Source organism: Desulfolithobacter dissulfuricans (assembly GCF_025998535.1).
GTDB lineage: Bacteria > Desulfobacterota > Desulfobulbia > Desulfobulbales > Desulfobulbaceae > Desulfolithobacter > Desulfolithobacter dissulfuricans.
The window spans coordinates 2,096,794-2,110,804 of sequence record NZ_AP024233.1; the positions used below are offsets into that span (position 1 = coordinate 2,096,794).

The 14,011-nt window shown below is 55.4% G+C and carries 10 protein-coding genes, 1 tRNA gene and 1 pseudogene; 5 read left to right on the forward strand and 7 right to left on the reverse strand.

Annotation, left to right across the window (positions count from 1 at the left end):
- Window positions 1–3: 3 nt before the first annotated feature.
- From GF1_RS09305 to GF1_RS09320, 4 genes are all read right to left on the reverse strand, one after another.
- Window positions 4–1,221: an amidohydrolase family protein gene (locus tag GF1_RS09305; protein WP_267926259.1), complete on the reverse strand. Its 1,218-nt coding sequence runs from the start codon at window positions 1,219–1,221 to the stop codon at window positions 4–6.
- Window positions 1,222–1,322: 101 nt separating this feature from the next.
- On the reverse strand, window positions 1,323–2,381 hold the full coding sequence (gene mqnC, locus GF1_RS09310; RefSeq protein ID WP_267926260.1) for a cyclic dehypoxanthinyl futalosine synthase: 1,059 nt from the start codon (window positions 2,379–2,381) through the stop codon (window positions 1,323–1,325).
- Window positions 2,382–2,386: 5 nt separating this feature from the next.
- Complete coding sequence (mqnE, locus tag GF1_RS09315; protein ID WP_267926261.1) at window positions 2,387–3,481, reverse strand: aminofutalosine synthase MqnE; 1,095 nt, start codon at window positions 3,479–3,481, stop codon at window positions 2,387–2,389.
- Between the two features lie 158 nt (window positions 3,482–3,639).
- Entirely contained in the window at window positions 3,640–4,965 is a 1,326-nt protein-coding gene (locus GF1_RS09320) for a sigma-70 family RNA polymerase sigma factor (RefSeq protein ID WP_267926262.1), read from the reverse strand.
- A gap of 223 nt (window positions 4,966–5,188) precedes the next feature.
- On the opposite strand from GF1_RS09320, the gene malQ reads away from it, so the two are divergent.
- From malQ to GF1_RS09345, 5 genes are all read left to right on the forward strand, one after another.
- Window positions 5,189–6,742, forward strand: a complete 1,554-nt coding sequence (malQ, locus tag GF1_RS09325; protein ID WP_267926263.1) for a 4-alpha-glucanotransferase — start codon at window positions 5,189–5,191, stop codon at window positions 6,740–6,742.
- A complete protein-coding gene (locus tag GF1_RS09330) occupies window positions 6,735–7,349 on the forward strand; it encodes a flavodoxin family protein (RefSeq protein WP_267926264.1) in 615 nt (204 codons plus the stop codon). The genes malQ and GF1_RS09330 overlap by 8 nt, the downstream gene beginning before the upstream one ends.
- A 39-nt stretch (window positions 7,350–7,388) precedes the next feature.
- Window positions 7,389–7,464: transfer RNA gene (locus GF1_RS09335), tRNA-Glu, on the forward strand.
- Between the two features lie 340 nt (window positions 7,465–7,804).
- Window positions 7,805–9,196, forward strand: coding sequence for a transposase (locus GF1_RS09340; protein WP_267926018.1), 1,392 nt, complete (start codon window positions 7,805–7,807; stop codon window positions 9,194–9,196).
- A gap of 522 nt (window positions 9,197–9,718) precedes the next feature.
- Window positions 9,719–10,138: a bacteriohemerythrin gene (locus GF1_RS09345; RefSeq protein ID WP_267926265.1), complete on the forward strand. Its 420-nt coding sequence runs from the start codon at window positions 9,719–9,721 to the stop codon at window positions 10,136–10,138.
- A 343-nt stretch (window positions 10,139–10,481) separates the two neighbouring features.
- On the opposite strand, the gene GF1_RS09350 is transcribed toward GF1_RS09345, so the two are convergent.
- The 3 genes and pseudogenes from GF1_RS09350 to GF1_RS09365 form a co-directional block, all read right to left on the reverse strand.
- Window positions 10,482–11,264 carry a DUF4350 domain-containing protein gene (locus GF1_RS09350; RefSeq protein ID WP_267926266.1) on the reverse strand — a complete coding sequence of 261 codons (783 nt, stop codon included), beginning with the start codon at window positions 11,262–11,264 and terminating at the stop codon, window positions 10,482–10,484.
- 119 nt (window positions 11,265–11,383) lie between these two features.
- Window positions 11,384–12,456, reverse strand: a pseudogene (locus GF1_RS09360) (response regulator).
- Entirely contained in the window at window positions 12,444–13,943 is a 1,500-nt protein-coding gene (locus GF1_RS09365; protein WP_267926269.1) for an ATP-binding protein, read from the reverse strand. Before GF1_RS09365 ends, GF1_RS09360 begins: the two are co-directional and overlap by 13 nt.
- Window positions 13,944–14,011: the final 68 nt, after the last annotated feature.

Genomic DNA, 14,011 nt, shown 5'->3' on the forward strand with positions numbered 1-14,011 from the left:
CGGTCACATCCAGGTTATCTGTTTTTGCCGGCCATCGGTCAGAAACGGGTAGACCTGATCGCCATCATGCACTTCCCCGGCCGCAATGGCGAGCACCGCGGCTCTGCGGCCCGGCTCCAGGGTTCCATAGTCCTGTTCCAGGCCCAGCGCCCTGGCACCTCCCAGGGTGGCCATGGCGACAATGTTCCTGTCGGATATGGCCGGATGGTCCTGTCGCAGGATATGCATCTCCCGCCAGAGCGACACTTCGGGATTGGAGGTCAGACTGTCCGTGCCCAGGGCCGGCAGCAGACCGGCAGCAAGAAAGTCCGCCACCGGCGCCTTCCCCACCCCGAGAAAGCGGTTAGAACCGGGGCAGAGACAGATCCTGACCTGTTGTCGGGCCATGATTTGAATCGCCTCTTCCCGGACATGCACACAGTGGACGCACAGGGTATCGGAGTCCAGGACACCAAGTTGATCTAAGTACTGCACAGACCCTGCATTGTCAATCCCGGCAGGTTGAAAAGAACCGTCCCAGAAGCCGCGCCGACGCAGAAAATCAGCGATCTCTCCGCGCCCGTGGCAGACCAGCTCCTCTTCCACCGCTGGTTCGGCTACATGGATGGGAAACCGGTGGCCAAGGCGCCGGGCCCGCTCCTTCAGGGCCACGATCAGCTGCCGGTGGGTGGAATAGGGCGCATGGGCCGTGCACATGCGGCTGTCATCCTGCCCGGCCAGCACGGCCAGGCTGCGCTCGGCCGCCGCCCGGCTCAGGCCGAGCAGCTCGAGATAGGACTGGACAACACCGGGAAACCCGGGCTGGATCTCCAAACAGGTATCGGTGTTGCCGATATCGGCAAGAGCAATCACCCCATCCCGGTGCTGGCGGGCCAGGACCTCCCGGGCTGCGGCCGTAACCTGTGACCCTGTGGCGCCGTGACGCTCGCGCTCACGGAGCATCTCTTCGATCCAGCCGGTAAAGGTGGCAGGTCGTTGCTGCCTCCGGGCAAGAAAACCAAGATGGGAAAGCTCCAGGTGGATATGGGCGTTGATCAGGCCGGGAAGGAGAAGGGTATCGGGATGGGTCTGGACCGCTGCCCCGGAAAAACGGGCCTGCATAACCTCAAAGGGTCCGAGGTCGAGGATGATACCTTCCTGCACCACCAGTCCGCCATCCCTGATGACAGGACGGCTGACAGGTACCAGCCAGGAGGCACGGTGAAGAACAGGAGAAGGCATCAGTCAACCAGAAAATGGCTGAACCATACCCGGGACCGGAGAAAAACAAAAAACAAAAAACAGCCCGATCCCTGGATACGGAACGCAGAAGCCCTGCCGTTTCAGACAGGTGTATAATCCATCCGCCGCTGCCTGGGCTCGAACCCGGCATCACGGACCAGCCGCTGGATCTCTTGTTCCGAGAGCCGGAAGTGCACCCCGGCGGCTGCAACCACGTTTTCCTCGATCATGGTGGACCCGAAATCGTTGGCACCAAAGAAAAGCGACAGCTGGGCTATCTTGGGCCCCTGGGTCACCCAGGAGGCCTGGATATTATCGAAATTATCCAGAAATATCCGGCTGAGCGCCAGCATCCTGAGATAGTTGAACCCACTGGTTTTTTCGATCTCCATGGCCTGGGCCAGCGGGGTGTTGTCCGGCTGGAACGGCCAAGGAATAAAGGCCGTGAATCCGCCGGTCCGGTCCTGGAGATCGCGCAGACGCTGGAGGTGCTCCAGCCGCTCTTCCATGGTCTCCACATGGCCAAACATCATGGTGGCCGTGGTCCGCATCCCCAGGTTGTGGGCCTCTTCCATGACCTGGATCCAGCGATCGGCGGAACATTTCCGCGGGGCCAGAGTCTGGCGTACCCGGTCGGAGAGGATCTCCGCCCCGCCGCCTGGCATGGAATCCAGGCCGGCGGCCATGAGCCGCTCGAGCACCTCCCGGGTGGAGAGGCCGGACAACTCGGCAAAATGGCAGATCTCAGGCGGCGAGAAACCGTGGACGTGGATACCGGTCTTCTTCATGAACCGGAGCATCTCCTCGTAATACTCCAGCGGCTTGTCCGGATGGAGCCCGCCCTGGAGGAGGATCTGGGTCCCGCCCAGTGCCATGGTCTCGCGGATCTTCTGCGCAAGCTCCTCAAAGCTCAGCAGAGAGCCGGTTCCGTCCTCGGGCGCCTTGAAAAACGCGCAGAACTTGCAGGCCGAAATACAGATATCGGTGTAGTTGATATTCCGGTCGATCACATAGGTGACCACCGGTTCCGGATGGAGCCGTTTTCTGATGGCATTGGCCATGAAACCAAGCTCGTGGAGACTCGCCTCCCGGGCCAGCGTAAGAAACTCCCTGCCATCGATCCGGTCGCCTTCCACGACCCGCTGCATCAACTCGTTCATGACCCTTAGAATGTCTGGAGAATATTGTAGAGAGTGTCGCGCTCCACCGGTTCCCGACCCGCCTCCCGGATCAGCTTGATCAGGGTGCGATGGCCCAGGGCCTGCTCGGTCTCGGCTCCGGCCATGTGGGTGATGATCTCTTCCTTGACCGTGCCGTCCATGTCATCAGCCCCGAACGACAGGGCCACCTGGGCCAGCTTGGGGCCGATCATGACCCAGTAGGCCTTGATATGGGGAAAGTTGTCGAGCATCAGCCTGGCTACGGCGATGTTTTTCAGGTCATCCACCCCGGTGGTCCGGGAAAGCTGGGACAGCTCGGTGTTTTTGGGATGAAAGGAGAGCGGGATAAAGGCCAGGAATCCACCGGTCTCGTCCTGGGTCCGGCGCAGAGCATCCAGGTGTTCGAGCCGCTCGTCAATGGTCTCGATGTGGCCGTAAAGCATGGTGGCGTTGGTATTGAGGCCGTGACGGTGTGCGGTTCTGGTGACTTCGAGCCAGCCCTCGCCGGAGAGCTTCTTCTCACAGGTAAGCTCCCGAATCCGCGGGGAGAAGACCTCGGCCCCGCCTCCGGGAATGGAGCCGAGCCCGGCCTCCTTCAGTTCCTCCAGGGTGTCGCCCACCGACTTGCCGGCCAGTTCGGCCAGGTGATGGATCTCCACACAGGTAAAAGCCTGGATATGCACGTCCGGACGGATCTCCTTGATACCTCGAAGCAGATCAAGATAATAGGAATACGGCAGGTCCGGATGAATGCCGCCCACCATGTGAATCTCGGTGATCGGTTCCTCCAGCCGCTCCCGAACCTTTTCCTTCACATCCTCCAGGCTCATCTCATAGGCCTGATCATGACCCTTTTCCTTGCCGAAAGCGCAGAACTTACAAAGATTGGTACAGACGTTGGAGTAATTGATGTGCTGATTGTAGATGAAGTAGGCGCGGTTACCGTTCTTGCGTTCGCGGACGATATTGGCAAGATACCCAAGGGCTAGGATATCCGGACATTCGTACAGCCGCCGGCCGTCCTCCAGGGAGAGCCGTTCTTCGTTGCGGACCTTGGCAAGGATATCGCCAAGTCCGGCCTGTTCAATAAATGAGTCCATGAGATAGATACCTGACCTGCATGACTGACCCAGGGTTGCCTGCCCAGCCATAATCACAGAAATGAAAAAACCGTACCGTCCAGACCGGTACGGCCTTCAAGACAAAAAAAAGCGCCTGCCACGACGATCCCGTGACAGGCGCTCCAATCCCTTTCCTCTCAGTCAAGGAAGTAACGCAGTTTCTCCCGGCGGCTGGAATGACGCAGCCGGTTGAGCGCTTTTTTCTCGATCTGGCGGATCCGCTCCCTGGAGACATTGAACCGCTTGCCGATCTCCTCCAGGGTGTACTCGGCCTTTTCACCGATACCGAAGCGCAGACGGATGATCTTTTCCTCCCGCTCGGTCAGGGTGGACAGCACCTCGGTTACCCGGTTGGCCAGTTCCCTGTTCTGGACCGCATCATAGGGTGATTCGGATTCCTGGTTTTCCAGGAAATCGCCCAGAGTGGAGTCATCGTCACCCACCGGGGTCTCAAGGGAGATCGGTTCGCGCGAGGCCTCCAGGATGGCGAGGATCTTGTCCATGGGCAGATCCGTCATCTTGGAGATTTCCTGCGGCGTGGGTTCGCGGCCCAGTTCTTTCAGAAGCGAGTAAAAGGCCTTGAAGAACTGGCTGCGCAACTCGAGAAAATGCACCGGCAGCCGGATGGTTCTGGTCTTGTCCAGGATGGCCCGGGTGATGGCCTGCCGGATCCACCAGGAGGCATAGGTGGAGAACTTGTTGCCTTTCTTGTAGTCAAAGCGGAACACGGCCCGCATCAGGCCCAGGTTGCCTTCCTGGATCAGGTCCGCCAGAGTCAGCCCCTGATGCATGTAGCGTTTGGCAATGGAGACCACCAGCCGCAGGTTGGCGCGAATCATGGCGTCCTTGGCGATCTCGATGGAGCGGTTATAGGCCTCGAGTTTGGCATGCAGCTCAAGCAGCTCCCTCTTTTCCGGGTACTTCTTCACCGCCAGCTTGACGCAGTGACGCATGTAGTTGAGCTGCTGCTTCTTGGGCTTGAGCGAAGGATCCCGCCGTTGCCACAGGTCAATGCGCTCCACCAGCATCTTGATTTCCTGGGTTCCGGAGGTATCCTCGCGGATGGCATTGATTATTGAGCTGAACCCTTCGCGTATGGTCTTGGAGTACTTGGCCTCCTCCTCGGGTGTCAGCAGATCAAACTGCCCCATCTCCCGAAGATAGGTGGTGGTCGTCTCCTCGCTGTCATGTTCTTCACTGTCAGGAAGACTCTCGGCGTCAACCAACGCCTCAGCATCAGGGTCTTTCTTGCCTGTCCATTCTTCACCGGACAGGGTCTTTTTCTTGCCGGATTTTTCCTGGGTAACGATCTCGATATTGTGTTCGCCCAGGAAGTCAAAGATTTCCTCAATGGCGCCGGGATCCTTGATATCCTCGGGAAGCAGCTCATTGAGGTGCTGGAATGTTATACAGCCTTCGCTTTTACCAGCCTCGAGAAGGTCATCCTTGATACTTGCAAGCACCTGCCTTCAACCCCCACACTTGTTATATGTTACGCACCAATACAAACGCAAAAAAGCGCTCTGCGCGCCAATATACCCATAAACTGTTTCAATCTAATACAAAACGTCCAAAAAAGCAAATAAAGATTTCCTAAATCGTAGTGAATCGGGTAAAAATAGAGATAATATCCACACAGATACGCATGATCCCACTATACACGAAACAAGAACACGGGGTAAGCATTTGATACCTTTTCTCAAAAAACGCAGCTCAGGAATCCTGCTCCACATATCCTCCCTGCCCTCGCCCTGCGGTATCGGCGATCTCGGCCCGGGAGCCTGGACCTTTCTGGATTTTCTCTCAGCGGCCGGACAGTCCTTCTGGCAGATCCTGCCGCTGGGACCAACCAGCCCTGTTTTCGGCAACTCGCCCTACATGAGCTCTTCGGCCTTTGCCGGCAACCCGCTCTTCATCAGCCCGGAACTCCTTGCCAAAGAGGGTCTCCTGACCAACACCCAGCTTTCCAGGTGCCCCTCATGCTCTGAATATTTCGTCGCCTTTGACAGCGCTATCCCCTGGAAGAACCAGGTCCTCCAGGAGGCCTGGACCACGTTCCTGCAGCAGGGCCGTCGGGACGAACTCGACGAGATAAGCGAGCGCTATCCCTGGCTCAAAGACCATGCCCTGTTCATGGCCCTGAAGGAGCAGCACAACCAGCTACCGTGGTGGCAGTGGCCCACCCCGCTCAGGAAGCGCGATCCAGTTGCGCTGCAATCAATTCAAACGCAACTGCATCATAGCATAGATTACTTCCGTTTTGAACAATATGTCTTTTTCCGCCAATGGCAAGAGCTGCGACGCCGGGCAGCGAAAAAAAACATCCGCCTCATCGGCGACCTGCCCATCTACGTGGCCCTGGACAGCGTGGACGTCTGGGCCCACCAGGAAATCTTTGACCTGGACCCGAAGACCAGTCTCCCCACCCATGTCGCCGGGGTACCGCCGGACTACTTCAGCCGCACCGGCCAGCTCTGGGGCAACCCGCTCTACCGCTGGAACAGCCGAAAAAAAGAGGTCCGAGCCGCTCTGTACGACTGGTGGACCAGGAGACTTGAGACCATCTTCTCCCAGGTGGACATCATCCGCATCGATCATTTCCGCGGCTTTGACTCCTACTGGTCTGTTCCGGCCCGGGAAAAGACCGCCATCCACGGCAACTGGAAAAAAGGCCCTGGCCTCTCTTTTTTCCGCGAGATGGAAAAACGGCTCGGCCCCCTGCCGGTTATCGCCGAAGACCTGGGCCTCATCACCCCGGCGGTGGAGAAGCTGCGCGACACCCTGGGCTTTCCGGGCATGAAGATCCTTCTCTTTGCCTTTGACGGCAACCCGCAAAACAGCTACCTGCCTTATAACCACCCGAGAAACAGCGTGGTCTACACCGGTACCCACGACAACGACACCGCGGTGGGCTGGTTCCTAAGCCCCGCGGTTCCACCGGAGGCCAAACGCCAGGCCAAGCAGTTTGCCAACAGGACCGACACCGATGCCTCCACCTTCCACCAGGACATGATCCACCTGGCCCTGGGGTCTCCGGCATCCCTGGCCCTGATTCCCATGCAGGACGTGCTCGGTTTTGGCAACGACTGCCGCATGAACACCCCGGGCACCTCCAGGGATAACTGGCGCTGGCGCTGCGCCCCCCGCTTCATGACCACGGAGCTGGCCCTCTGGATGCGTGAAAAAACAGCCCTGTTCGGCCGCCTGCCCGAGAACCAGGAGCATCAGGACAATGACTGAACCCAACACTCCAACCCTGCTCTTTCTCGGCAGCCCGCGCCGAAACGGCAACACCGAAACCCTCCTGCGCCACGTGGGCCAGGGCATCGAAGAGGCCGGAGGAACATGGGAGCTGATCCGGTTACCCGAGCTGGACATTCACCCCTGCATTGGCTGTGGCAACTGCGAGAAAAAAGGAACCTGCATCCTGGATGATGCCATGCCCTCCCTCTACCCCAGAATCATGGCCGCCGACCGGATCGTGATCGGCTCCCCCATCTATTTCTATGGCCTCACCGCCCAGACAAAACTCTTCATCGACCGGTGCCAGACCCTGTGGAGCAGGAAATATATCCTCAAGGAGCGCCGGAACAACCCGGAAGCCCTTGGCTACCTGGTCTCCACCGCCGCCTCCCGCGGCGACCGGCTGTTCGAAGGCGCCATCCTCACAGCCCGCTACGGCTTCGACGCCATGGATCTCAGCTATGGCGGCGAACTGCTCGCCCGCGGCCTGGAACACCGGAAAGCAGCCCGGGAAAACCCGGACCTGCTCGACCAGGCAAGATCGTTTGGCCGAAAAATCCAATCCAGGGACCAGGGAATGAAAAAAGGCAGCAAAGCGTCTTGACAAAGCCAGCCAGATATTATACAAACTCACCCACCACAAGGCCCCATCGTCTAGCGGTCTAGGACGTCGGCCTCTCACGCCGAAAACAGGGGTTCGATTCCCCTTGGGGTCACCAACAAGATCAGGGACTTAGCCAATTGGTTAAGTCCCTTTTTTTATGCCCGCTGTACCTCGAACACACTTCAACACAACAATCCAACGGTTCAGCACCATGGCAGCAATTCCCGGACAAGCCTGAAACGTAGGTATAGCGTGAAATCTTACGACATTTTTCGTAAACTTTTTATCCAATCCAGAGGATCGGACCCAACATGCAAATATCGACGGTGTCATCATAACCTACTGGAATAACGACGATAAAAAACAAGATCCCGGTTATTTTTTTCTTGACAAGGCCTTGAAAGGGCGGTTCGCGTTTTTCTATGTGATTTCAATTAGTTGCATAGGAGAACGCCATGGACCAAATCAAACTCTACAACGTGGAACGTATTGTCAGCCTCATCACGGATCAGACCAAAACGGTGCGAAAGCATTGCAATGCTGATAACTTTATCCGAGTATTGCGCCGATGTTTTCAGGCGATCCCTGATCACCGCCAAGTCAGCAAAACGAGCATCTCCCTCGATGATGCTCTCATGTCAGCATACGCCATGTTCTCCCTCAAGGATCCCTCGTTGCTGGCTTTTGAAAATCGACGTCTCAACGAGGCCGAAAATCTGCGTGCCGTATTCGGTATCGAAAACATCGCCTCCGACACCCAGATGCGGGAAATCCTCGATCCTCTTTCGCCGCGTGAATTCAGATCAGGTTTTACCGCGGTATTCCGCATCCTCCAGCGCGGCAAAGACCTCGAAGCCATGACCTGTCTGGATGGACACTACCTGATCAGCGGTGACGGTACCGGTTTCTACTATTCGACAAAAGTCGGCAATGATTTCTGCCTCAGAAAGAAACAGGAAAACGGTAAACATGCCTACTACCAGCAGATGTATGGAGCAGCCATTGTCCATCCTGACAAACGGGAAGTCATTCCCTTCTGTCCCGAAATGATCAGCAACCAGGACGGCACCAGCAAGCAGGACTGTGAGCGGGCTGCTGCCCAGCGTTTCTGGCGAGAGTTCCGTCGCGAACACCCTCATCTTCCAGTCATCGTCACTGAAGACGCTCTGAGCAGCAATGCACCGCATATACGGGAGCTCAAGGCCTTGAACCTGCGTTTCATTCTTGGTGTCAAACCAGGTGACCATCAGTTTCTGTTCGAGCAGTTCGATGCCTCTGTCGAGACGGGTAAAGTGACGGAATTCAACATGGATGATCCCAGGGATCCAAAGAAATATCATGTCTTCCGCTACGTCAATGGCCTGTCCCTGAACAAGTCCAACCAGGATCTGAAGGTCAACCTGCTCGAGTACTGGCAAGCTGACGACAAGGGCAATGAACTGCGGTTTGCCTGGGTGACCGACCTGGAGATCACCAGGGAGAACGCCTATGAGATCATGCGGGCGGGCCGGGCCCGGTGGCGTATCGAAAATGAGACGTTCAATACCTTGAAGAACCAAGGGTATCATCTGGGACACAACTATGGCCTGGGGGCACAACATCTTTCAATGGTATTCACCACTCTGATGGTGCTGGCGTTTCTGGTTGACCAGGCTCAGCAGCTGGGATGCTGGCTTTTCCGCAAGGCCTGGGAAGAGTCCAGAAGCAAACGTCAGCTCTGGGAGAATGTCCGTAGTCGATTCAGGGAACTTCCTGTAGACTCGATGGAAACACTCTACCGGAGCATTGCTTTTGGCATCAAGGGGTACGTCGTCGAGGTGATCGAACCTGACGATGTGATGACCTGACCCGCCGTCAATCGGTGGGCTATATCAAAGAGCACGACCTGCCGCAAACAGGAGCGGCAAGGTAAGGGTGCAACTATGCTTAATTGTCAGGATATATCCCTTTTTTGGTTAACAACTTGGCGCATGATGGCGTGATCAAAGCGAAATAGCTTTACCGTCCCCCTTGGGTGAACATAAATCTGCGCCTACCATGGCTCAGAATGCCCTTCACCGGGAATAGCTGGCACCATGGTATTTTCCAGCACCAGACACGCAGTTTCGATTATTGCGATATCAAAAAAAATATTCCAAACAATGATCAAACTGATCACAGAAAATCATCAAAAAAAACTTATCGTCACAAAAAACATAATAAGATATCCTTAATGCATGTAGCTAAAACTCAGAAAACAATATGTTATCAGATGATAATGCAACACAAAAAAACACTCTAACAGGACCATTTTGCCAAAAAAACATCGTTAACATAGAATTGTAATTGAATTTTTCCCTGACAACAAACTGCTAGCATGTAAATAAAATATGAACAACATCCTATATATAGTTTGGAGCGACAACAACAATATTGGAATCCCAATAATCGACGAACAACATAGAGGGATTATCTCTACCATCAATTCGTTACACTATTTTATCCAAACTGGACACGGTGACGAAATAATAAAACCTACCATGATAATATTAGAACAATATGTTGATATACATTTTAAAACAGAAGAAGCATTAATGAAAAAGGCAAACTATCCTGACATCAAAGATCACATTGTAATGCATAAAAAACTTGTAGAGAAAACAAAAAACCTTTCTATTTATGCCAGCAGCAATAATGATTCAAATATCATATTGAAATTCTTAAAAGAATGGTGGCTAGGCCATATTAACAAAGAAGACGTGAAATATGCCCCTTTTCTAAAAAAATTATTAGATTCAAAATCCTTCTAACACTTAGAAGTCCACAGGTTGCCAAGAGATAAGACCAGCCGGGAGTGACAAATATTCCACTCTCCAGCCCTTTGAATGGACATAGTTCTTTGAAAAGTCCTGACTTGTGTTTCATCTTCGGTGGCAGCGATTCTGCAGAGGAATGGGGCATAGATCACGTTTTTTAGGTGCTTCCGGAAATTCAGAGAACTGCATATCTGATTTCAGTCCCTCAACCATCCCTTTCAGGGGCGGGAGCGAGGGAATGGCATGGTTCTTCACCATTTCCTGACAGGACATAAAATACCACTTCTTTCAACCAACCTGGGACCGTTCCTGTCTCAATCTTTTTTATTTCCTTATCTCAAATCGCAACCCTTTGGGGACAGAACCAGAGGGCCAGGTTTCTGGCCAGGTCCAGGTTGCCGTCGCTGAGGAAGCCGTTCTGGAAGATGGCGTCGTCGGCGAAGACCACAAAGCTGCCCCGGCCCAGGCGGCCGGCGACAATGACCGGGAAGGATTGGACGGCGTCATGAAGGCTGACCTTCCCGTTTTTATCCATATCGATCCAGGCCTGGCTGCTGGTATGGGCCACTATTTCTGTATTTTTTTCCTTGTTGAGCAGAGCCCAGCCACCATAGATATTGAACCCCTTGAGACCACGGGTCAGGGGATGTCTGGCAAATTCCCTGACTGTGAAATCACGGGGATTTCTGGCCAGTATATGCTGCTGTTCGTAGACCGGGGCCACGGAGATACCGACCCCCAGCCGTTCGAGCAGGCCATGGAACGGCTTGCCGATATGGATCATCACGGCCAGTTTGCCGCCCCTTTCCAGAAACTCCGCGATGGCTTCGATCTCTGCCTTGCGGATCGGGGCAAAGGCCCCGGCGATGATCAGGACATCCACATCCCGCAGGGTCTTGCCGGTCAGCGGGGCCCGGGAGACCTTGACGGTCGCCCCCTGGTCGACAAACAGCACGGCCAGGCCGGAGAGGTCCAGCGGCCGGTTCTTTTCAATAAAAAATCGCTGGCCATGGCTCTGATCAAAGAGCACCAGCGGCCCGGCGAAACCATGGACAGGGGCAAGAAAAAGGCAAAAGAGAGCAACAACAGAAAAAAGAGTAAAAAACGATTTGTTACGCATGATAACTCAGCACCTGGGGAATGGGTCTGGAACCTGTACCGGTTCCCTGCAAAAGAAAATAGAAAAGTCCAGCTGCCGTCAGGGCAGCAGCCTGGACCAGGTAACAATGGTTGCCCGGTTCAATCGTGATATGTCTGGGCGACACGGTAGAATTCGGTCTCGATTTCCAGGAAGACATCGAGGATATAAGGATCGAAATGGTTGCCGCGGCTCTGTTTCATGATCTCCAGGGCTTCCTCGTGGGTCATGGAGTCCTTATAGACCCGTTTGGAGATCAGGGCGTCATAGACATCGGCGATGGCCATGATTCTCCCGGCCAGGGGAATGGCCTCACCCTTGAGTCCCCGGGATATCCGCCGCCATCCCACCGCTCATGGTGACTACCGGCGATCTCCTTGGCACACTTGAGAAACGAGGTCGGCTGCCCGGCCATCTGCTCCAGGTTGGCTATAACCTCCTCGCCAAAGATCGCGTGCTGTTTCATATCTTCAAACTCCTCCTTCGTCAGCTTGCCGGGCTTGAGAAGGATGGAGTCCCGGATGGCCACCTTACCGATATCATGCAGCGGCGCTGACTTGTATAACAGGTCGATATATTCCGGTGTCAGCTGGTCCAGAAAAAGGCCTTGCCGGACCAGGGCCTGGGCCAGCAGCTTGACGTATTCCTTGGTTCGATGAATATGGCTGCCCGTTTCCGGATCGCGATGCTCGGCAAGCTCACCCATGGCCTCGATGATGACGTCCTTCAGGAGGACCGTTTCCCTGGTTCGGGCCTCGACCTCCTGTTCCAGCTGGGTGCGGTACAGGTGGAGTTCTAGATGGTTCCGTACTCTCGAACGCAACTCGATTCCGTTAAACGGCTTGGTGATATAATCCACGCCGCCGAGCTCGAATCCCCGGACCACGTCATCGGGCTCGGCCCGGGCGGTAAGAAAGATGACAGGAATGGAGGCGGTTTCCGAACGGCGGAGCAGGGCCCGGGCGGTCTCGAACCCGCTCATACCCGGCATCATAACGTCCATGAGAATCAAGTCCGGACGGCTGGCTCTGATCCGTTCAAGGGCCTGTTCACCGCTGGTGGCATAGGCAAAGTCACAGTCCAGTTCCTTGAGGTGCGACAGGGCGATCTGAATGTTTTCCGGCACATCGTCCACAATAAAAATAAGCGGACGCCGTCTGGTTACTGTTTCCATTGCAAGGTGTACTGTTTCAGTTTCATAATCATCTGATCCACGGCAATGATATCGGGTTCCCGGGCATACTCTATCAACTGCTGGCCAAGGGCGTGCAGAGCACCGGTCCCGTTACGGTACCGGTCTCTTTGCTGCATCATCCGGCCCAGCTCTTCGGCGGTGCGCAGATTGCCGCTCGCCTGCAGCTGCTCGAAAATTTCTTCGAGATCCCGGTCCCAGCCGCGCAGTACCTCGGCCTGTTCGGACTGATCGGGAACTTCCTGGGGCCCGGTGCCGGATGGCTCCGGAGACGGAGATGTCACATCTATATAGGAGGCAACGAGCTTCTCCAAGCCGTCGATACTGAACGGCTTTGTCAGCTGGTCGGCAAACAGGTCCCGATATTCCGCCATGTCCAAGGCAACCCCGGACATGAGAACAATGGGAATATCAGCTGTTTCGGAATCGTCACGCAATTGCTGCGCGATGTCGCGGCCATCGATCCCGGCCAGGTCAAGATCGAGCAGAATCAGGCCAGGCCGCTGCTGCCTGGCCAGATGCAGCCCCTGGTCGGCAGAGTTGGCAACCAGCACCTCCACCGGCGAATCCAGGTAGACGTCTTCGATGACATCAGTGATCATGGCCATGTCGTCCACAACCAGTAACTTCTGGTTCAGCGCCGGTGGCCTACTCTTCGCCTCACCAGGAGCAGGCGTATATTCATTAAGATAATCGACCACCGGCTCGACTCCCGAGAGCCTGAGGGTAAAGATACTGCCCTGCCCGGGACTGCTGACCAGACTTATCTGGCCTCCCATGAGGGCGGCCAACCGACCGCTGAGCGTCAGGCCGAAACCGGATCCGACATACTTGGGGCCGGTTCCGGAACGATCGGGCTGCAACAGTTCCAGGATGCGCTGCTGCTCCTCTGGCGGGATACCGACGCCGCTGTCCGAGACCGAGAGGAGAATATCCCAGTCCTGGTCGGAATTTTTTGCCGGCACTCCCTCCACCAGAATCACCACCTGTCCTTCAGGGGTGAAGGCGATGGCGTTACTGACCAGGTTCAGCAGAATATGCTTGAGATGAACACCGTCGAGGAGAAAGACCGGCGGCAGATTATCAACGATGCGACAGGAGAGTTCAATATTCTTCTCCCGTATTCTTTCCTGGTAGAAGTCCTTTATCTCCTCGAGGAGAGCGCCCAGGTGAGTCGGGGTTCTGGTTATCTGCAGGCTGCCGGAATCGATCTTGGACAGCATGATGATATCATTGAGCATGGATACCAGGATGGCACCGCTCTTGAGGATGGCCGAGACATACCGCTGTTCCCGCTCCGGGAGGTCGGCAGCGGCCAGCATCTCGGCATACCCGAGTATGGCGTTCATTGGCGTACGAATCTCATGGTTCATATTCGCAATGAACTCGCTTTTCATGCGACTCGCTGCCTCTGCGACCTCTTTATCCTGGAGCAGCCTCCTGGTCCTGGTATCAATCAAATTTTCCATGCTCATTATCTGACAACATCCTGTCCCGGAAACAGCCCTTCGCAGGCCACTGTTTATCAGCAGCCCGC

Excerpts from the sequence above, each read along its gene's own strand:
- GF1_RS09305 (WP_267926259.1), bottom strand. The coding sequence starts at position 1,221 with ATGCCTTCTCCTGTTCTTCACCGTGCCTCCTGGCTGGTACCTGTCAGC.
- mqnC (WP_267926260.1), bottom strand. The coding sequence starts at position 2,381 with ATGAACGAGTTGATGCAGCGGGTCGTGGAAGGCGACCGGATCGATGGC.
- mqnE (WP_267926261.1), bottom strand. The coding sequence starts at position 3,481 with ATGGACTCATTTATTGAACAGGCCGGACTTGGCGATATCCTTGCCAAG.
- GF1_RS09330 (WP_267926264.1), top strand. The coding sequence starts at position 6,735 with ATGACTGAACCCAACACTCCAACCCTGCTCTTTCTCGGCAGCCCGCGC.
- GF1_RS09340 (WP_267926018.1), top strand. The coding sequence starts at position 7,805 with ATGGACCAAATCAAACTCTACAACGTGGAACGTATTGTCAGCCTCATC.
- GF1_RS09345 (WP_267926265.1), top strand. The coding sequence starts at position 9,719 with ATGAACAACATCCTATATATAGTTTGGAGCGACAACAACAATATTGGA.
- GF1_RS09350 (WP_267926266.1), bottom strand. The coding sequence starts at position 11,264 with ATGCGTAACAAATCGTTTTTTACTCTTTTTTCTGTTGTTGCTCTCTTT.
- GF1_RS09365 (WP_267926269.1), bottom strand. The coding sequence starts at position 13,943 with ATGGAAAATTTGATTGATACCAGGACCAGGAGGCTGCTCCAGGATAAA.